The organism is Ruegeria sp. I3 (assembly GCF_056532525.1).
Map to the genome: position 1 here is coordinate 124,284 of NZ_JBQFNI010000005.1, position 19,604 is coordinate 143,887.

At 56.2% G+C, this 19,604-nt stretch carries 21 protein-coding genes; 5 read left to right on the plus strand and 16 right to left on the minus strand.

From position 1 onward, the window contains the following. The first annotated feature begins 150 nt into the window (after positions 1-150). Together ACR0L9_RS14665 and ACR0L9_RS14670 are read left to right on the plus strand one after the other, a co-directional pair. The gene (locus ACR0L9_RS14665) at positions 151-1,071 is read left to right on the plus strand and encodes a sulfite exporter TauE/SafE family protein (RefSeq protein ID WP_170395834.1); all 921 of its coding nucleotides are present in this window, start codon (positions 151-153) and stop codon (positions 1,069-1,071) included. A gap of 1 nt (position 1,072) precedes the next feature. Then, positions 1,073-1,837 (plus strand): TIGR02186 family protein, encoded by a 765-nt coding sequence (locus ACR0L9_RS14670; RefSeq protein ID WP_170395832.1) that lies wholly within the window; start codon positions 1,073-1,075, stop codon positions 1,835-1,837. 3 nt (positions 1,838-1,840) lie between these two features. On the opposite strand, the gene ACR0L9_RS14675 is transcribed toward ACR0L9_RS14670, so the two are convergent. The 6 genes from ACR0L9_RS14675 to ACR0L9_RS14700 all read right to left on the minus strand — a co-directional run bounded on the left by ACR0L9_RS14675 (position 1,841) and on the right by ACR0L9_RS14700 (position 8,748). After that, positions 1,841-2,569, minus strand: coding sequence for an SDR family oxidoreductase (locus ACR0L9_RS14675; RefSeq protein ID WP_480895964.1), 729 nt, complete (start codon positions 2,567-2,569; stop codon positions 1,841-1,843). Then, positions 2,566-4,098, minus strand: a complete 1,533-nt coding sequence (locus ACR0L9_RS14680; protein WP_170626166.1) for an AAA family ATPase — start codon at positions 4,096-4,098, stop codon at positions 2,566-2,568. The genes ACR0L9_RS14675 and ACR0L9_RS14680 overlap by 4 nt, the downstream gene beginning before the upstream one ends. A gap of 60 nt (positions 4,099-4,158) precedes the next feature. Further along, the gene (locus ACR0L9_RS14685) at positions 4,159-4,797 is read right to left on the minus strand and encodes an acyl-homoserine-lactone synthase (protein ID WP_170423735.1); all 639 of its coding nucleotides are present in this window, start codon (positions 4,795-4,797) and stop codon (positions 4,159-4,161) included. A gap of 83 nt (positions 4,798-4,880) precedes the next feature. Further along, complete coding sequence (locus tag ACR0L9_RS14690; RefSeq protein WP_170566299.1) at positions 4,881-5,600, minus strand: helix-turn-helix transcriptional regulator; 720 nt, start codon at positions 5,598-5,600, stop codon at positions 4,881-4,883. 367 nt (positions 5,601-5,967) lie between these two features. Further along, positions 5,968-7,254: a crotonyl-CoA carboxylase/reductase gene (gene ccrA, locus ACR0L9_RS14695; RefSeq protein ID WP_170395824.1), complete on the minus strand. Its 1,287-nt coding sequence runs from the start codon at positions 7,252-7,254 to the stop codon at positions 5,968-5,970. A gap of 111 nt (positions 7,255-7,365) precedes the next feature. Further along, positions 7,366-8,748, minus strand: a complete 1,383-nt coding sequence (locus ACR0L9_RS14700; protein WP_170513941.1) for a 1-acyl-sn-glycerol-3-phosphate acyltransferase — start codon at positions 8,746-8,748, stop codon at positions 7,366-7,368. A gap of 145 nt (positions 8,749-8,893) precedes the next feature. Here ACR0L9_RS14700 and ACR0L9_RS14705 point away from each other — a divergent pair, with 145 nt between their 5' ends. From ACR0L9_RS14705 to deoD, 3 genes are all read left to right on the plus strand, one after another. Continuing rightward, positions 8,894-10,861 carry a methylmalonyl-CoA mutase family protein gene (locus tag ACR0L9_RS14705; protein ID WP_480895965.1) on the plus strand — a complete coding sequence of 656 codons (1,968 nt, stop codon included), beginning with the start codon at positions 8,894-8,896 and terminating at the stop codon, positions 10,859-10,861. 115 nt (positions 10,862-10,976) lie between these two features. Next, the gene (locus tag ACR0L9_RS14710; protein ID WP_223117549.1) at positions 10,977-11,288 is read left to right on the plus strand and encodes an H-NS histone family protein; all 312 of its coding nucleotides are present in this window, start codon (positions 10,977-10,979) and stop codon (positions 11,286-11,288) included. Between the two features lie 18 nt (positions 11,289-11,306). Further along, a complete protein-coding gene (gene deoD, locus ACR0L9_RS14715) occupies positions 11,307-12,017 on the plus strand; it encodes a purine-nucleoside phosphorylase (RefSeq protein WP_170395810.1) in 711 nt (236 codons plus the stop codon). 12 nt (positions 12,018-12,029) lie between these two features. On the opposite strand, the gene ACR0L9_RS14720 is transcribed toward deoD, so the two are convergent. The 10 genes from ACR0L9_RS14720 to ACR0L9_RS14765 form a co-directional block, all read right to left on the minus strand. Further along, complete coding sequence (locus tag ACR0L9_RS14720) at positions 12,030-12,893, minus strand: DUF1989 domain-containing protein (RefSeq protein ID WP_170626169.1); 864 nt, start codon at positions 12,891-12,893, stop codon at positions 12,030-12,032. A 286-nt stretch (positions 12,894-13,179) separates the two neighbouring features. After that, a complete protein-coding gene (locus ACR0L9_RS14725) occupies positions 13,180-13,320 on the minus strand; it encodes a hypothetical protein (RefSeq protein ID WP_170395806.1) in 141 nt (46 codons plus the stop codon). Positions 13,321-13,457: 137 nt separating this feature from the next. Next, complete coding sequence (locus tag ACR0L9_RS14730) at positions 13,458-14,237, minus strand: succinate dehydrogenase iron-sulfur subunit (RefSeq protein ID WP_170408332.1); 780 nt, start codon at positions 14,235-14,237, stop codon at positions 13,458-13,460. Between the two features lie 12 nt (positions 14,238-14,249). After that, the gene (gene sdhA, locus ACR0L9_RS14735) at positions 14,250-16,058 is read right to left on the minus strand and encodes a succinate dehydrogenase flavoprotein subunit (RefSeq protein WP_170395802.1); all 1,809 of its coding nucleotides are present in this window, start codon (positions 16,056-16,058) and stop codon (positions 14,250-14,252) included. A 12-nt stretch (positions 16,059-16,070) separates the two neighbouring features. Beyond that, entirely contained in the window at positions 16,071-16,454 is a 384-nt protein-coding gene (locus ACR0L9_RS14740; protein WP_170395800.1) for a succinate dehydrogenase, hydrophobic membrane anchor protein, read from the minus strand. Between the two features lie 13 nt (positions 16,455-16,467). Then, entirely contained in the window at positions 16,468-16,851 is a 384-nt protein-coding gene (gene sdhC, locus ACR0L9_RS14745) for a succinate dehydrogenase, cytochrome b556 subunit (RefSeq protein WP_170395798.1), read from the minus strand. Positions 16,852-17,058: 207 nt separating this feature from the next. Beyond that, a complete protein-coding gene (locus ACR0L9_RS14750) occupies positions 17,059-17,730 on the minus strand; it encodes a DUF1194 domain-containing protein (RefSeq protein WP_370644346.1) in 672 nt (223 codons plus the stop codon). Between the two features lie 66 nt (positions 17,731-17,796). After that, on the minus strand, positions 17,797-18,825 hold the full coding sequence (locus tag ACR0L9_RS14755) for a MaoC family dehydratase (protein WP_480895967.1): 1,029 nt from the start codon (positions 18,823-18,825) through the stop codon (positions 17,797-17,799). After that, entirely contained in the window at positions 18,825-19,031 is a 207-nt protein-coding gene (locus tag ACR0L9_RS14760; protein WP_170408336.1) for a DUF1737 domain-containing protein, read from the minus strand. The genes ACR0L9_RS14755 and ACR0L9_RS14760 overlap by 1 nt, the downstream gene beginning before the upstream one ends. A 12-nt stretch (positions 19,032-19,043) precedes the next feature. Then, a complete protein-coding gene (locus ACR0L9_RS14765) occupies positions 19,044-19,598 on the minus strand; it encodes an NnrU family protein (protein WP_170395794.1) in 555 nt (184 codons plus the stop codon). Positions 19,599-19,604 lie beyond the last annotated feature (6 nt).

Sequence of the window (19,604 nt, forward strand, 5' to 3'; positions counted from 1 at the left end):
TTCCGCAGCCATGCTATCGACTATTTTCAGGTTGAGCCACGGAAACAACTAGATGGCCCCACCTGGCACGCGCGCTTCGTCTGTTGAGATTTATGTTACCAATGGCTTTGCCACACCGCGTGGTACGGCCTCTCCTGTCTAGAAGAAGCCATGCAGATTTACCTCCCGATTGCCGAAGTATCCGTAAACGCGTTTCTACTGTTTGGACTGGGTGGAATGGTGGGCATTCTGTCTGGAATGTTTGGCGTTGGCGGTGGGTTTTTGATGACTCCACTGCTGTTCTTCATCGGCATTCCGCCTGCGGTTGCGGTCGCAACCGAGGCAAACCAGATTGTTGCTTCATCATTTTCTGGGGTGCTGGCGCATTTCAGGCGCCGAACCGTGGACCTTAAAATGGGCACAGTCCTTTTGGTCGGAGGGCTGACAGGCGCTGCGTTGGGTGTTGTTGTCTTCAACTATCTCAAGAGCCTCGGACAGGTCGATCTGCTGGTCAAACTTTGCTATGTCGTATTTCTAGGCATCATCGGCAGTCTGATGTTTGTCGAAAGCCTGAACGCGATTAGAAAAACGCGGAAAGGCGGCACGCCGCCTCCGAAACGACGCCAGCGCGGTTGGGTGCACGCCATGCCGTTCAAGATGCGGTTTCGGACGTCGGGCCTGTACATCTCGGTCATTCCACCGCTTGTCGTAGGCCTGTTTGTCGGTGTCCTGTCTGCTATCATGGGTGTCGGCGGCGGGTTTATCATGGTGCCCGCGATGATCTATCTATTGGGTATGCCGACCAAGGTTGTTGTCGGAACTTCGCTGTTTCAGATCATCTTTGTAACCGCCTTTACCACTATGCTGCACGCCACTACCAACTATACCGTTGATGTCGTGTTGGCGGTTCTTCTGCTCGTCGGTGGGGTAGTTGGTGCCCAAATCGGAACAGTCATCGGTGCCCGAATGCCGGCTGAACAACTGCGCGTTTTGTTGGCGGCTCTGGTACTTGTCGTCTGCGGCAAGCTGGCGCTTGATCTTCTGCTTCAACCCGCCGAGTTGTATTCGCTTGGCGATGCGGGAGGGCACTAAGATGCTGCGTCTGATTGCTCTTCTTTGTCTGATCTGTCTGCCAGCCTACGCAGCCGAAGAACAGGTTGTTCTGGGCCTAAGTCAGGATCGCGTCTCGATTACCGCCAATTTTGACGGGTCCGAAATACTGGTTTTCGGCGCGGTAAAGCGCGAAGCCCCAATCCCGGACGGTCCACCGCTTGAGGTCATCGTATCGGTGGTCGGCCCATCCGAACCTGTCACCGTACGCCGCAAAGAGAAACGGTTCGGTATCTGGGTGAACACCGATAGCCTTGTTGTTGATCTGGCTCCAAGCTTCTACGCCGTTGCCACCAGCGCCCCGTTTTCCGAGGTTCTGACCCAGACCGAAGACCTACGCTATAAGGTTTCGATCGAGCGTGCCATCCGGTCGGTCGGTGCGGACATGAGCATTCAGGGCGCACAGGATTTTTCCGAGGCGGTCATCCGCATCCGCGAAGATGAAGGGCTGTACTCGATCCGGGAAAACACAGTGGCTGTGGACGAACAGACGTTGTTCCGCACATCAATCGACATGCCGTCTGACCTAACCGAAGGCGACTACAGCGCCCGTATCTTCCTGACACGAGACGGAAAGGTGGTCTCGACCTTTGAAACCTCGATCGGAGTACGCAAAGTCGGGCTTGAGCGGTTCTTGTACGCGATGTCGCGCGAACAACCCATTTGGTACGGGCTTATGTCACTGGCCATCGCGATTGCCGCCGGTTGGGGCGCTTCGACAGCCTTCCGCCTACTGCGCGAGAACTGATCGTCACCCGCGACCGATATAGGGCATGGTCGTGGCCATAACGGTCATGAATTGCACATTCGCCTCAGGCGGCAGTTCGGCCATATGCAGTACCGAGCGGGCGGCATCCCCGACATCCATGGTGGGATCAGGGTCGCGGCCTTCGGCAAGTGCCTCATCGACCAGCCCTTGCACCATCGGGGTGCGCGCATTTCCAATGTCAATCTGGCCGCAGGCAATTCCAAAACCCCGCCCGTCCAGAGACAGGCTGCGCGTCAGACCGGTAATCGCGTGTTTCGTCGCAGAATAATGCACCGAGTTCGGGCGCGGCACATGAGCAGCGATTGAACCGTTGTTTATGATACGCCCCCCCTGCGGCGCCTGAGCCCGCATCGCAGCAAATGCAGCCCGTGCACACAGGAACATGCCGTTCAGGTTCACATTGACCGAGCTGTACCAATCCTCAAGCGCGATCTCGTCGATGGTGCCACCAGGGGCAAAAATCCCGGCATTGTTGAACAGCACGTCCAGTCGCCCGGTCTGTCGGGTGAATGCAGTAAAGGCGTTTGCAACGGCATCCGGGTCAGTCACATCGGCAACCAGCGGGATCGCCGAGCCGTTATGCTGTGCCATAGCATGAAGTTTGTCAGCGCTGCGGGCCAGAAGCCCGACAGTCCATCCTTCTGACAGAAACAGCTCGGCGGTGGCGCGGCCTATGCCCGAGCTTGCACCGGTCACTATGATCGTCTTCATGTCTCTTCCGCCTCCAATGTCAGGGATGGTGCCGCAACCGCACGCAGGTCATCCACACGCAACGGGTGGGTCGGTTTCGACAAGCGGTTCCGCACTACCCAAATTAGCCTCTCCTGTGCGCGGGTTATGGCGACATAAGCTAAGCGCTTCCACAAAGGTTGCCCGGCCTCAGTACGGCCCATGCGGGCGGCTGCGTAGATGTCTGGCGCAAAGACCTGAACCGTGTCCCATTGCGACCCTTGCGCCTTATGGATCGTCACAGCGGCACCATGCAGGAACGTTGCCCCCATACGGGCAGCATAGGGAATGAACGGCTCCTCCTCATCGGGCTTTTCAATCTGCACGATCGACGCCGCCGAGACCTGAGGGTCTTCGGCCCCCATCACATGCAACCGCGAAAAACCCGGCTTGCGACCAGGGCCAAGATAGATGACCTGTGCGCCTTTGATCAGCCCGCGCGCCTCAAGGTCCAGCCGCTTTTTGCGGTGCTTCAACGGCAGCTCAATGCCGTCACAAATCAACGGTTCCCCTTCCAGTAGTTCAGTTTCCGGCGCGCCATGTACGGTGCGGAACGCCTGAATCAGCCGGATTCGGGTCGCATTGCGCCAGACAAGAACCGGGCTGCGCGCCATCAGATCAACTTCTACCCGCTGTCCCCAGACAACGCGGTCATCCTTTCGGGCAGTGTCCTCGATCAGACGTTCGAAATCCTCAAACTCCATGGCCGGATCGGACAGAGCATGGGCGAGGTCCAGGATTGGGTTATCCGCAGTTTGCCGATGTACGCGATGCAGGATTTGCTTGCGCGGCTCTGGCAACCCGTCAAACACCATCGAGCCCGATTGGTTGACCGGCGCCAACTGCGCCGGGTCACCAAATAGCAACAAGGTTGGAAAGATTTCCTTTAGATCCTCGAATTGCCGGTCGTCTAGCATCGAGGCTTCATCCACAAAACCGATATCCAGCGGCTCTTCCCGACGTTTCCAGCCGGTGATGAAATCCGAACCGCGCAACCCAGCAGCGGCCAGCGCACCAGGGATGGATTTGTTGTTGGCATAGAACGCGGCTGCGCGGTCCAGCGCTTCGTCTGTCAGCCCTTCGATCTCGGGCCGTTCGTCATTGCCCGCGAGCCATTCGGCGATCCGCTCGTATTCAGGGTCGTAAACAGGCGTATAAAGGATGCGATGGATCGTCGTCGCGGGCACCCCACGCAGCCGCAATACGCTGGCGGCCTTGTTCGTCGGCGCGAGGATCGCAAGGCTGCGCTTGTCGCGGGATTTGCGGCTTTCGAAATCGCCCGAGATCAGGTTGACCCCCGTCTCGGCCAAAGCTTTGTAAAGCTCTGCCAGCAACAGGGTTTTGCCCGATCCAGCCTTGCCAATAACGGCCATAACACCAGACTTTCCGCTGCCGGGCAGTTTCAGCAGAGCGTCGTCTTCAAGGTCTACTCCGGCACCTCGCAACATCTCGGCAATGTTGTCAAAAGCGGCAGCCTGATCTTCGGAAAATGTGACTTGGGGCAAGGACATGGCGCGACCCTACAGGGACGCGCCGCGCGCTGCCAGATGCCGATTGGTTTTTCCGTATGCTTATGCCGACAAAGCGAACCGGTGCTGTGCGCCATGGCCAAATGCTGTCTTGAACCACAGGCGCGACAACTCTCGCGGGATGCCTGCGCGGGCTGCTACACGGTTGCAATCATCCGCTGAATAAGGCCACAGGCCGACCGAGATCTGATCGCGCCCTTTCCCTTCGGTGCCCAAAACCACCGGAGACGATCCGATCATACGGTAGATCCGGATCATGCGGGCATCAAAAACGCCCGCTATGTGGGTCAGGCCAAACCCTTCCATCACCTCACCGCCGCTCAGCATGATGGCCCCAGCAGTATGAGCGCTGGCGTTGCGCGAGAGGCAAAAGCGAGTGACCTCCCAGATTAGTGGGCTTCGGATCGGACTGCCCCCGGTGAGATGTCCGAATATGTCGTTCACCATGACCGGACCGGTCGTCGGTAGGATCCGCATGGACCCGCCATGGCTGCCATCTGCCTCTTCCCAAATCACATAGAGCGGGTTCAGGTCATCGTACTGATCCCGCTCTTCCCCCTTTTCATTAACCTTAACATCCCAGCCAAGGCGGGTTTTGAACTGATCCGCGCGATCCCTGAACATCCCCCTGGCCAATTCCGGAAAGTTATGCAGCTCATCGGCATACAAATAACGCAACATGACGTGTTCCCCTTGTCGTCCATAGTTGGAACAAAGGGGGTACGAACACGTGGTTAATTTAAGGTGAGACCACCGTACGGTCGTTAAACGACTATTAATCCTCTACTGAGTGCAGTGGCGATTGCATGAGTCGTATTTTGCGCACCGAGTTTTGATCGTGCGCTTTCGATATAGGCCCTGAGCGTATGCTCAGAAATGGAAAGCGAGTGCGCCACCTGCGCTCGGCTATACCCCAGCGCCAGCAATGTCATTGCATCGATTTCGCGGGGCGAGAGCCCCCGCATGTTGTCCGGCTGCCGTTCTTTTGCAAATTCCAGCGCTTTTCGATTGAGGAAATGCGCCACCAATATGAGATCGCGGCCATACGTTTCGACAAATGCCTGCCATGCGATGTCATCGCAGCTGTTGTTGACCGTAAACAGCGCGAATTGCCCGCCTGGCCCCCGCAGCGGGATCGAATAGCCCTGATTGCCGACGCCATGTTCCTGCGCGTCCTGCAGGAAGGCCTTTACTGCTTTGCCCGACCAATTCAGCTGTTTCCAGTCCACAGCGTGAAATCGCTGAAAACAACCCAGAATAACCGGATCAATACGATGATAATTCCTGTCTCGATACCGTACATCCCAGGCATCCGAATAAGTCGTGAACCCGTATTGATCCCCGGCCCCATCAACCCAATGATATGTCATGTGGTCAATTTGCAGCTTGTCCCGCAACTGGACTGCTACGCTGGTCAGCTCGTCAAGCGTGCTGGTGCTTTCCAAATCCCCTAGGATCTGGCTCAAATCGAATTTTCTTCCCATTCGCGGGCGCGCAAGCCTCATCCTTTGAGGACGCAATCTCGGCCGCGGCGATCAGTCTTGTGTCGTCAAGCTGCTCGGCCAGCGCGCTCAACCCATTCGCCACAGCAAAGGCGTTGAGGTCCGACAGAACGTCCAAAATCCACTCATTTTGCGCCATCAGGGTGTCCCCGAAATAGTTAACGAAGGGTTAACACAACCATAACATGTGCAGACTAATTCGGCCTACTCGCTGCTTTCTACTCCCCAGAAATAGCGGGGTGCGATTTCTTAAAGCATTGAAAATGCATAATCATCGATAGAAACGATGAACACCCGCAAGGCGTGTGTGCGCCCTGCGGGTGTTGCAGCTGCTGTTCGCCTGAGACCGTTAGTCGCGGGCAGCCAATACTTCTTCAAGGGTGCGCATGCCTGTATGCGGAGCCTGAACCAGCACCGACATGTTGCCCGGCTTGTGTTCGTTGCGCATCATCTTCATGTGCGCCTCGGGCAGATCCTGCCATGTGAACACTTCGGACATGCACGGATCCAAGCGACGCTCGACCATAAGCTGGTTTGCAGCCGATGCCTGTTTGAGGTGCGCAAAATGCGAGCCCTGCAAGCGTTTCTGGTGCATCCACATGTAACGCACGTCGAAGGTTAGATTGTAGCCAGTGGTCCCGGCGCAGATCACAACCATACCTCCCTTTTTTACGACAAAAGTAGACACCGGGAATGTGCTTTCGCCGGGGTGCTCGAACACCATGTCGACGTTCACACCTTTGCCGGTAATATCCCAGATGGCCTTGCCAAACTTGCGGGCTTCTTTGAACCATTCAGCATATTCCGGAGTATTCACCGTGGGCAGCTGGCCCCAGCAGTTGAAATCCTTGCGGTTGATGACGCCTTTGGCGCCAAGGTCCATCACAAACTCACGCTTGCTTTCATCCGATATCACGCCGATCGCATTGGCACCCGCAGTGTTGATCAACTGTATCGCGTAAGAGCCCAGACCGCCCGATGCGCCCCAAACCAGAACGTTCTGGCCCGGCTTTAGATCGTGCGGTTCGTGCCCAAAAAGCATCCGATAGGCTGTTGCCAAGGTCAGCGTGTAGCAGGCGCTTTCTTCCCAGGTCAGGTGCTTAGGACGCGGCATCAGCTGCTGTGCCTGAACATTTGTAAACTGCGCGAACGAGCCATCAGGTGTCTCATATCCCCAGATGCGCTGGCTGGGCGAATACATCGGATCACCACCATTGCAGTGTTCGTCATCGCCATCGTCCTGGTTGCAGTGAATCACGACTTCATCGCCGACTTTCCAGCGCTTCACTTTGTCACCAACCGCCCAGACGATGCCCGACGCATCTGAACCTGCGATGTGAAAGGGTTGGCCGTGGCCATCAAACGGGCTGATCGGCTTGCCAAGCGATGCCCAGACGCCGTTGTAGTTCACACCCGCCGCCATAACGAGAACCAGCACTTCGTGGCTGTCCAGCTTCGGGACATCAACGACTTCTAACTGCATCGCTGTGTCTGGCTCACCGTGGCGCTCTTTCCGGATGGCCCAGGCATACATTTGCTTGGGAACGTACCCCATCGGGGGGATTTCACCCATCTCGTAGAGGTCCTTTTCCGGCGCCTCATACGACGCGATACCGCTGTCGACATCCAAAGCCATGCTGGCCTCCTTTTTCCAACTGTTGCCGCGCCGCAGAATCGCGGCTTTCCAAAGACGAAATATTAGCCCATGAGTAATATTGCAACCGTTTTTGGTATCTATTTTGTAATTTTATGACCCAGCAGTTGCAGAAATACTTTCTGCACTTGCATCATTCTCAGCCCGAACAACGGGTTCTGATGCTGCCGCGTAATAAGCAAGCAGCTCTGATCGCTCGCCTGATGGGCGCAACACTCCAGCCTCACGACGCAGGATCCGTCGCTCGACCAACTGATTGATGGCATCGTCAACAGCCTCTCCATCATCCTGGGCAACCGCGTCGCCGCCCAACGTCAGCAAACGCGCCTTCAACTCCTGCTCTGACATCTCACCTTCTTCCTGAACCAGCCGACACGCTGCAGGCACTGGAACAAAGGGAATTGCGGCGCCGATCCTGCGCATCAACTCGCGGGCCAGATCGGTCGTTAGGTCCCGTTCGTGCGCGACTCGAAATTCCTTCAGAGATATCGGTGTCGCATACCGCACTGAGGCAATCCCGAATCTCTTGTAGCGCCCGACTAGCCTGCGCCAAATCTGCTTGAGCGACCAGCGGGTGATAACCCCGATCCGCGCGCGGAAGCGGCGTTCACTATCCTTCGCTGCCGCTGTTAATACGGTATCTTCAAGCACCCGATCATAGTTCAAAGCAACCGGAACAAACACCACATCCCGCCCCTGCGGTTCGACTCCGTCAAGGATATACTTCAACAATCCCAGCTTGGGGCGCCCCAGTTTGCCAGTCAGACTCAGCCCGCCCTCAGGGAACATGGCCTGCGTCACGCCCGCTTCGGTCGCGTGTCTTACATAGCTTGCAAGGACCTGTCGATATAGGTCGCTACCCGACTTGCGGCGAATGAAATAGGCCCCCATCGCGCGAATCAATCGACTTAGAGGCCAGACACGGGCCCACTCGCCCACAGCATAGGATAAGGTCGAATGGTCTGCCGCCAGATAGGTGACCAGCACGTAATCCATATTGCTGCGGTGGTTCATGACATAAACGACCGTCGCATCGGGATCGATACTGTCCAGCGCGGCTTTGTCCTCGTAACCCAACTGCACCTTGTAAAAGGCGTTGCTCAGCATGCGGGCAAAACGGATCGCGATGCTGAAATACGCCACTGTCGAGAATGAGGGCGCAATCTCGCGCGCATAACGCCGTGCCAATTCTGAGGCAACAGCGTCAGGCACACCTTCTTCTTTGGCATGCTGCTGCACCGCCCGGCTTACTTGCGGGTCATAGATAAGCCGTTGAATCATGTCATGCCGCCCCGCCAACTTGAACGGTTGGATCGGACGCTGCAGTCGCTTGTTCAACCGTGCGACGGCGCGCTCAAGGCGGCGGCGGAAAAACCAGCGCACCGACGGAAACAAAAAATGCGAGGCAAATGTGACCGCGGCAAACAGCACGATCAGCACAAACAGCCAAAGCGGGATTTCCACAGTCTGCATCATTCGGGCACAGTGCCATCAAACGCGACCACCCACAATCTGCAGAAACCGTCGATGCCGCAACGCAGCGAATTGACATGTACTGAAAATTACTATTTACCACCATAGAACGTAATTTTGTTACCCACCGATCCGCGAGGCCCGACCCATGACGCAGTTGCAGAAAGATCGCCCCTGGCTCATCCGTACATATGCCGGTCACTCAACGGCCAAAGCGTCAAATGCGCTTTATCGTGCGAACTTAGCCAAAGGTCAGACCGGCCTGTCCGTGGCCTTCGATCTGCCAACCCAAACAGGGTATGACAGCGATCACACTTTGGCGCGCGGCGAAGTTGGAAAAGTTGGGGTCCCCATCTGCCATCTGGGGGACATGCGGGTTCTGTTCGATCAAATTCCGCTGGAACAGATGAATACCTCGATGACGATCAATGCGACTGCTCCTTGGCTTTTGGCGCTATATATCGCAGTTGCCGAGGAACAGGGCGCGGATGTCTCGAAATTGCAGGGGACCGTCCAGAACGACCTGATCAAGGAATACCTGAGCCGCGGCACTTATGTGTGCCCACCCAAGCCATCGCTGAAGATGATCGCGGACGTGGCCGAATATTGCTACGATAACGTGCCCAAATGGAACCCGATGAATGTGTGTTCGTACCACCTGCAAGAGGCAGGCGCGACGCCCGAGCAAGAGCTGGCCTATGCTCTGGCGACTGCCATTGCAGTGCTGGACGAACTTCGCCCGCGCGTTCCGGCTGAAGACTTCCCGGCACTCTGCGGGCGGATTTCGTTTTTTGTGAATGCGGGCATCCGGTTTGTCACCGAAATGTGCAAAATGCGCGCCTTTGTGGATCTTTGGGACGAAATTCTGCAGCAGCGCTATGGCATTGAAGACCCCAAGTTCCGCCGATTCCGTTATGGCGTTCAGGTAAACTCGCTGGGGCTGACCGAACAGCAGCCGGAAAACAACGTTTATCGCATACTGATTGAAATGCTTGCGGTGACGCTATCCAAACGTGCCCGCGCACGTGCGGTGCAGTTGCCTGCATGGAACGAAGCGCTCGGCCTGCCTCGTCCTTGGGATCAGCAATGGTCGATGCGGATGCAACAAATCCTCGCCTATGAAACCGATCTGCTGGAATATGGCGATTTGTTCGACGGCAATCCGGTTGTCGACGCCAAAGTCGAAGAACTTAAAAATGGCGCACGGGCCGAATTGGCTAATCTCGAATCGATGGGCGGCGCGGTAGCCTCGATTGAGTACATGAAATCGCGCCTGGTCGAGTCCAATGCCGAGCGCTTGAACCGTATTGAACGCAATGAAACTGTCGTCGTTGGCGTAAACAAATGGACCGAGGGCGAAGCCTCACCTTTGCAGACCGAGGATGGCGGCATCATGGTCGTCGACCCGGCGGTTGAACAGGAACAAATCGGGCGCTTGAACGACTGGCGTGCGGATCGGGATGACGCAGCAGTGGCCGCGGCGCTGCAAGCATTGCGCGAAGCAGCGCAATCCGGTGCCAACGTGATGGCACCTTCAATCGCTGCGGCCAAGGCCGGTGTCACAACTGGCGAATGGGCCGAGGAAATGCGCAAGGCCTACGGTACATATCGTGGACCAACCGGCGTCTCGGGATCTGTTTCGAACAAAACCGAAGGTCTGGAAGACTTGCGCGCAGCCGTAGATGCGGTAAGCGACCGTCTGGGGCGAAGGCTGAAGTTCCTTGTTGGCAAACCTGGTCTGGACGGACACTCGAACGGAGCCGAACAGATCGCCTTCCGCGCACGCGACTGTGGCATGGATATCAGTTACGAAGGTATTCGTCTTACGCCCGAAGAAATCGTAACTGCGGCACAAGAAGACAAAGCGCATGTGATTGGTCTATCGATCCTCTCTGGCAGCCACCTGCCTTTGGTGAAGGACGTGATGACGCGGCTGAAAGCAGCAGGGCTAAGCGATATTCCCGTCATTGTAGGTGGGATCATCCCCGATGAGGACGCGGATCAATTGCGTTCCATGGGTGTATCGAAAATCTATACGCCTAAAAATTTCGAATTGAATGCAATCATGGGCGATATCGTCACATTGGTTGACCCAACGGAAATTGCGGCTGAATAGAAAAGCATATTACAGAAATCTCCATTTCTATTTCCGGTAAAATGGGAATAGATAGGTTCGGGTTTATTCAATTTCCCCTACAATAAGTAGGGGAATAGCCGAAATGGAGAAGATTATGGCAATCGATCTTGAAAAAATGTCGCGCAAAGAACTGCTCGAATTGCGCAATCGGGTCGAAAAGGCGCTAAAAACCGCCGAAGTGCGTGAGCGAAAAGAAGCGTTGAAAGCCGCCGAAAAGGCGGCGGCGGAATATGGGTTTTCGTTGTCTGAATTGTCTGGAGACAGCACTAAGTCGGTAAAATCATCTAAAGCGAAATATCAAAATCCGAACAATCCGTCGCAAACCTGGACCGGGCGGGGCCGCAAACCGCAGTGGGTTCATGACGCCATAAAAGCCGGTACCGATATTACTGATCTGGAAATCTGATCGGGGGAAAGTGGCAAAATGACTATCCATATTGGAGCCCAAAAAGGCGAGATTGCCGAAACCGTTCTTTTGCCCGGCGACCCGTATCGTGCAAAATGGGCGGCCGAAACGTTTCTTGAAGACGTAAAGCTGGTAAACGAAGTGCGTGGCATGCTGGGGTTCACCGGCACCTGGAAAGGAAATCGTGTTACCATTCAGGGTAGTGGCATGGGGATGCCGTCTCTGTCGATCTACGTGAACGAATTGATCCGTGACTACGGCGCCAAAACTCTGATCCGGATCGGGTCATGTGGCGGGATGCAAGACAGTGTGAATGTGCGTGATGTTATTCTGGCGATGACGTCGACCACACTCAGCACCCCTTCGCGCGGGATCATGAGAGAAATGAACTTCGCCCCTTGCGCGGATTGGGGTCTTTTGCAGTCTGCAGCATTGGCTGCACAAGCCAAAGGTACGCCAACCCATGTTGGCGGCATCTATTCATCCGATGTCTTTTATGACGAACGCCCGGACCTGAACGAACAAATGGTTCGGCACGGTATTTTGGGTGTCGAGATGGAAGCGGCAGAGCTTTACATCCTTGCCGCGCGTCACAAATGCCGCGCATTGGCGGTACTGACAGTCTCGGACCACCTGCTGACCGGCGAAGCCCTGCCCTCCTCGGACCGAGAAAGCAGTTTTGGCGACATGGTCGAAATCGCGCTGCAGGCGGCGTTCCCGGACAGCTGAATTGCGCGATATCTAGCGCCCGTGCGTGCGGTCATATCCGTTGCGCGCGGGGCTGCGCCATCCCTCAAGCGCACCTTCAGCCGGGGCAAAGGTTTCTACCAGCAGGGGATAACAGGCTGCGGTATCCGATGAATGCTCGGACGAGCAATCACCGCCCGGGCACGCGCTTAGATTTCCCAGCAGGTCAATCTCGGCGAAAAACTCAAGATAGTCTCCCGGACGGACAGGTGAGGCTTTCATGAAATACTGCCCGGTATCACGCGTGAAACCGGTGCACATGAACACGTTCAATACATCATGTACCGCAGGCTCGGCTTCGGCCAAAGAGACGCCCAAATGATCCGCCAGCGCGCGTGTCAGATTCGAATGGCAACAGTGATGGTACTGGGATCCAGCTAGCAGATTACCGGTATAGGGATCACATCGGGTCCCGATCACATCGTGCACCGACCCGCCGAAATCATCGATTCCGTACCACCCCAGCGTATCTGCAATGATTGTCGCCATCGGTCGCATATGTGGAAAGCTCGACCACATGCGCTCACCCACGGTGATATGTGTGCCATGCAACGCGCGCGTCTTGCCGGAATAGAACCGCTCGGAAAGGTCGTTGAGGTTCCACAGGTTTAGATCGCCAACTTGCGATCCTTCAACAGAAGTGATCCGAAAGAAATGCCCTGCAGGCACCTCAAAGCATCGCGCATCTCGCGGTGGCACCAACACCTCACCCGTTTTGTGCGCTGTATCACGCCCAGTTTGATAGAGCCCTAGATCGGGTTTTGGTAGCCCTTCATTCGGGTAGCAAATAACGGGCGCAATCGCGCGGCGCGCATCTGCATCCATGGGTGGGTGGGGAGTATTCCGAGATTCTGACATGGACCGAGAGTGGCGCAGTTCGGCCCGGTGGGAAACCCCCAACAGCAGCTACTGTCCTTTCAGACACTGCGTGGGCTCAACATCAGATTTTGACACCGCGCCACAGTAAGCACAGCGCCACTGGCCCTCGCTTCGATGTTGCCGCCACCTGCAGTCGCGCGTCAGAGACGACGTGCGGGACCGCCAGAAAAAATAGGCAAATACGCCAGCGGCGAGCAGAAGCAATAGAACGGGCATAGCTCTGCATTGCCTATTGTGTCGTAATTTTCAAGCCCGCGCGACACGGTTAAGCCGCGTTCGCATATTCAAACAATTCTGGTGTTTCGTCTTTGGCCGGAACTTTGGGCTCGGGCGTATAATAGGCCCAGGCTTGCTCCAGAAATTCCAACGCTTTGGCCGCGTCGTGTTTTTGGTTTTGCATGTTCATCGGAGTGACCTCTTTTCGAACTCATCACTCCTCCCTGCGCCAACTTTAGATCCGCGCTCGTACAAGCGCATCGCATAGTTTTGCAGAGGCGGCATGCACTTGCCGCAACCCGGCAAGTGCTTTGTTTTGGTGCGTGATCAGACCGCGCGGTCCACCATCATCTTCTTGATTTCTGCAATCGCTTTGGCCGGATTCAGACCCTTGGGACAGGTCTTGGCGCAGTTCATGATGGTGTGGCAGCGATACAGCTTAAAAGGATCTTCCAGCTCGTCCAAACGCTCACCGGTGGCCTCATCCCGACTGTCGATGATCCAGCGGTAAGCATGCAACAGCGCGGCAGGGCCGAGATAGCGGTCGCCGTTCCACCAGTAGCTGGGGCACGAGGTCGAGCAACTGGCACACATCACACATTCATAGAGACCATCCAATTTCTTGCGGTCTTCGATGGATTGCTTCCACTCTTTTGCCGGACGATTGGTCTTAGTCTCCAACCACGGCATGATCGAGGCGTGTTGGGCGTAGAAATGAGTCAGATCAGGGATCAGGTCCTTGACCACCGGCATATGGGGCAGCGGGTAGATCTTCACGTCGCCCTTGATCTCATCCATCCCATAGATACAGGCCAGCGTGTTAATCCCGTCGATGTTCATCGCGCAGGACCCGCAGATGCCTTCGCGGCACGAACGGCGGAAGGTCAGAGTCGGATCGATCTCATTCTTGATCTTGATCAGAGCGTCCAGAACCATCGGGCCGCAAGTATCCATATCGACGAAATAAGTATCGACGCGCGGGTTCTGGCCATCATCCGGGTTCCAGCGATAGATCTGGAATTTGCGCACATTGGTCGCGCCGTCGGGCTTGGGCCAGGTTTTACCGGTGGTAATCCGGGAATTCTTGGGGAGGGTCAGTTGTACCATGGGTTCCTCTCCTTAGAACGTCCGCGCCTTGGGCGCGATTCTTTTCATGCTGATGCCTCCCTCGTCTTCGGTCGTCAGCGGATCAACGATAACCGGACGGTAGCTAAGCTCTACTTTGTTGCCATCGACACGGCTGACCGTGTGGACGCGCCAGTTCTCATCGTCACGCTCGGTGAAATCTTCATGGGCGTGTGCACCGCGGGATTCCTTACGCGCTTCGGCACCAACGATGGTGGCGAGCGCGCTTGGCATCAGGTTGGTAAGCTCGAGCGTCTCCATCAGATCGCTGTTCCAGACCAACGATCTGTCAGAAACCTTCAGATCATCCATCTTGGCAGCGATCGCGGTCATCTTCTCGACGCCCTCAGCCATGGTCTTCGAGGTGCGGAAAACCGCCGCGTCCTCTTGCATGGTGCGCTGCATCTCAAGCCGCAGATCTGCGGTTGGAATTGCACCGCTGGCGTTGCGCGCCGCATCGAACCTGTCAAACGCCTTATCGACAGAGGCCTGGTTCAGAACCGGGTTCGACGCGTCGGCATCCACAACTTTGCCCGCTCGGATCGCCGCAGCGCGGCCAAACACCACGAGGTCGATCAGCGAGTTTGAACCAAGACGGTTTGCCCCGTGAACCGAGGCACACCCGGCCTCGCCCACAGCCATCAGGCCAGGGACCACGGCGGTCGGGTTGTCGGCTGTCGGGTTCAGAACTTCACCCCAATAGTTCGTCGGGATACCGCCCATGTTATAGTGCACGGTCGGCAGAACCGGAATCGGTTCTTTGGTAACATCAACCCCTGCAAAAACGCGCGCAGATTCTGAAATGCCCGGTAGGCGTTCCGCCAAAGCTTCGGCTGGCAAATGGCTGAGGTTCAGGTGGATGTGGTCGCCGTTGTCACCATGTCCGCGCCCTTCGCGAATTTCCATGGTCATTGAACGGCTAACGTAGTCGCGCGGCGCGAGGTCTTTGTACTGAGGTGCATAGCGCTCCATGAACCGCTCGCCTTCCGAGTTGGTCAGGTATCCGCCTTCACCACGTGCACCTTCGGTGATCAGGCAGCCCGATCCGTAGATGCCGGTTGGGTGGAACTGAACAAATTCCATATCCTGCAGTGCAAGACCCGCGCGGGCCACCATACCGCCACCGTCGCCGGTGCAGGTATGTGCCGAGGTTGCACTGAAATAGGCGCGGCCATAGCCGCCGGTCGCCAGAACAACCATCTTGGCGTTGAAGACGTGCATCGTGCCGTCGTCCAGCTTCCAGCACACGACACCCTGACACTGTCCGTCCTCAGACATTATCAGATCAATGGCGAAATACTCGATGTAGAACTCAGCGTTGTTCTTCAGCGACTGACCATACAGCGTGTGCAGGATCGCATGACCGGTCCGGTCGGCGGCGGCACAGGTCCGCTGCACAGCGGGGCCTTCGCCAAATTCGGTGGTGTGGCCACCAAATGGGCGCTGATAGATCTTGCCTTCTTCGGTCCGGCTGAATGGCACTCCGTAATGTTCCAGCTCATATACAGCTTTGGGTGCTTCACGCGCGAGGTATTCCATCGCATCGGTGTCACCCAGCCAGTCCGAGCCCTTTACGGTGTCATACATGTGCCACTGCCAATGGTCTGGCCCCATATTCGACAAGGACGCCGCAATGCCGCCTTGGGCGGCCACTGTGTGTGACCGGGTCGGGAATACCTTCGTCACGCAAGCGGTGCGCAAACCCTGCTCGGCCATGCCCAATGTTGCACGCAGACCCGCGCCACCGGCACCGACAACCACCACGTCATATTCGTGGGTTTCGTATTCATATGCTGCTGTCATTGTTCTTGTTCCTTACTGCGCATATCCGAGAGCCAGACGCGCGAGCGCAAAGAGACCCGCAGCAATCAGTGTGTATGCAAAAGCCTGCGCTGCCATCAGCGCCAGCTTTTCTGCGACGCCATGCACGTAGTCCTCAATCGCTTCCTGGGCTTCGCGCAACAAATGCGGGACGACAACAACCAGTGTCAGACCCATGATAATCGCCGGGAACGGGCGGCTGTAATAGGCCAGAGCCTCTTCGTAGGTTCCACCTAGGGCGTGCCCGAAGGTAAATACAAACAGCGGAACAAGGATGACCAATGCCGCCGAGCTGAGCATCATTTGCCAGTGGTGATGTGTACCTGCACGTCCGGCCCCCATGCCCTGCGCGCGTTTACGGTCTGTGAGAAACTGCATCGCGAACCTCCCCTTAAAGCGCTACGGCTGTGATCAGAGCCAGAACAGTTGCCAGCACGAACATGCCAATGCCCATCTTCTCGGACACTTCAACATTCACGCAATATCCCAGATCCCAGATGACGTGCCGCAAACGGCCCAGCATGTGATAGAAAATGGCCCAAGCGGCGCCGAACATGATCAGATCACCCAGGAAACTGGTCATCAATCCATTGATCAGCTCAAAGGCGCTTTCCGATGTGGCCGCAGCAAGTAACCACCAGACGACCAACAAAGCCAAACCAAAAGACGCAAGACCCGTGATGCGCACCATAATCGAAGATATGGACGTCATCTGTGGACGATAGATCGTCAAATGTGGAGAAAGCGGGCGGTTGCCTCGATTTACATCGGCCATGTTGGCTCCTTTTCGGTTGGCTACCGAACGTTTTACTGTTTTTTACGACTCTGTCACGCGCTGCAGGTGCAAAATCCAGTAAATTTAACGCAAAATCGCTGATAAGCCGCGTTTGTGATCACACAAAATATTCTCGTGATCACAAATCACATTCGATACCGCCAATGTTAGCGTTTTCAATGAAAAAGCAATGTGATCACGAATCTATTATTGGAGCGGCGTCAGCCCTGCAGTCTGCTGTGTCACCTCGCGTAAAAGCTTCTTGCGAATACGTTCGGGATAATCCGCGAAGCCTGCTGCAGAGACGACAAAGGCCCCCTCGCCAACGATGACGTTCTCGAAGAAATAGGCTGTCAGATCGGGTTCACTTTCTTCAATCGCGATCGCGTTCACGGTGATGCCGCGATCCCGCAGTTTGGCGTGGATGGTCGACGGCTCGATTCCTTCATTCGAAATTCCGTCGCCCGAAAGATCAATAAGATGCCTTTCGCATTCGGGCACGTCGTCAAAGCTGGCAACGGTCATATCGAGCGCCTCACCTATCGCAGTTGAGAAGTTACGCCAGACACGAGGATCAGCTGCGACCTGATCAGCAAAACTGTCCAAGGTGTTAAAACTATCGATCCGGGTCCAGGGGATCGTGATCCTCTGGCGAGAACTGCCAGTCCATTGCACAAGCATCAGCCGAGCCTGTCCGCGCACCAGGGCCTCGGATACGATCGGGTCCCGCAGACCTGCGGCAAGACCGTCCATTTGGATACGATATTCCTCGGAATCAACCGAGCCTGAAACGTCTACGGCCAAGGCCAGAGCCAAATCACAAGCATAGGCCTGAGATGCCAGATACAGGCTGGCGGCGAGCGCACGAAACATCATCATGCGCCAAGCGTAGCATGGATTTCGCGGACCGTGATCACTTGAATGTCAGCCGCCAGAAGGCATTGGCTACATCGGCATAAGAGCCCAATAATCCAAATCTAGCAGAACGTTAGGAAGATATCTCCCCTCGTCATTGCGCAGAACGAAGGGCTCGCCGCCTTTGGTCGCAACCAAGCGCAAGCGGATGGCACCGATTCCGGGAGTTCCAGTCTCGGCCTTGTCCAAAACCTCGGACCAGGCTTTGATCGTATCGCCCGAGAAACAAGGGTTGGCGTGGGCACCGCCGTTCAGGCCAACGATCATCTGCGCATTCGCCAGGCCATTAAACGACAAGGCACGCGCCATCGAGATAACGTGGCCGCCATAGATCAACCGCCCCTCTGGTCGGAAGGTGAGGTCGAAATGCACTTTGGCGGTGTTCTGCCACAGGCGGGTGGCCAGCATATGCTCGGCCTCTTCGACGGTCACGCCATCGACGTGATCAATCGTTTCTTCCGTGTTGTACGCATCCCAGCGGTGGTTTTCGCCGGATTGTACAAAATTGTATTTCGAGAAATCAAGCCCCGGTGGTACCACCAGATCGCTGACATCAAGCGCCTTTTTCAGATTGGGCACCACCGTCTCTGGTGCAGGCGCGTCGAGGTTTGATTTGCGCACCATGACCCAGCGAACATACTCGATCACCACTTCGTCGCGCTGGTTCAGCCCGCGGGTACGGACCCAGACGACACCGGTTTTGCCATTCGAGTTCTGCTTGAGGCCGATCACCTCAGATTCAGCGCGCAAGGTATCGCCGGGATAGACCGGTTTCAGCCAGCGACCCTCGGCATAGCCCAGATTGGCGACTGCATTCAGCGAGATATCGGGAACCGTTTTGCCGAATACCACATGGAACGCCGCCAGATCATCAATCGGACTTTGCGGCAGGCCACAATTCCGGGCGAACTCATCCGAGGAATAGAGTGCGTGTCGCGCGGGATAGAGCGCGTGATAAAGCGCGCGCTCGCCATCCGTCACCGTGCGCGGCACGGCGTGATGCAGGATCTGCCCGACTGAATAATCCTCGAAAAAGTTACCCGGATTGGTTTTTGCCATTATTGCTGTCCCAGTTTCATGTCGGGGGTGTAATCAGCGGCGACCTCTTTGGTCACAGCCTGCGCGCAACGCATCACGTTATTTGCGGCGTCAAAGGCATAGGACGGGTCGCCATAAAGCTCCCATCCCTTTGCCAACGCGTCCGAGACCTTGTGGCAGAAGGCTGATGTGTCTTCCTCGGTCAACAAACGATAAAGTTTCGCCATTGATTAGGCCCCTTATCCACCAAACGGAGACGGACCAACCAGCCCGTGAATATAGCCCACAACGCCCAGCAGAACGATGGAGCCCACAAAGAACATGGCATCTTTGCCGTATGTGCCGGGTTCGCCCGGCGCCCAGTCTGGTTCGGATTTGTTGATCACGATCACTTCGACAATTGCCCAGGCCAGCAAGCCACCAAACAGGATGATCGAGGCCAGATCACCGTTCACCAACAGGTGCGCAAAGGCCCAGAGTTTAAAGCCACCCAGCATGGGGTGACGGACCTTGTTCAACAGGCGACCTTTGGTTCCCGCAGGGCTGGCCAGATAGAACGCGATCAACACCAGCAGGTTGTTGACGTGAATCAGAAAGGTTGGCGGCGCCCAGACATATATGAAATCGGTCATGCGATAACCGAAGATCATCAACAATACCGAGGCCACCAAGGCGAGCGCCACGACGCCCTTGCCCGCGTCGCCCATGGCGGCACGTCGTTCCGGCATCGCGCGCTTAAAAAGATGTGCGGCCCACCAAAGTGCCACACCAAGGATCAGAAGAACAAAGCCCATACTGGC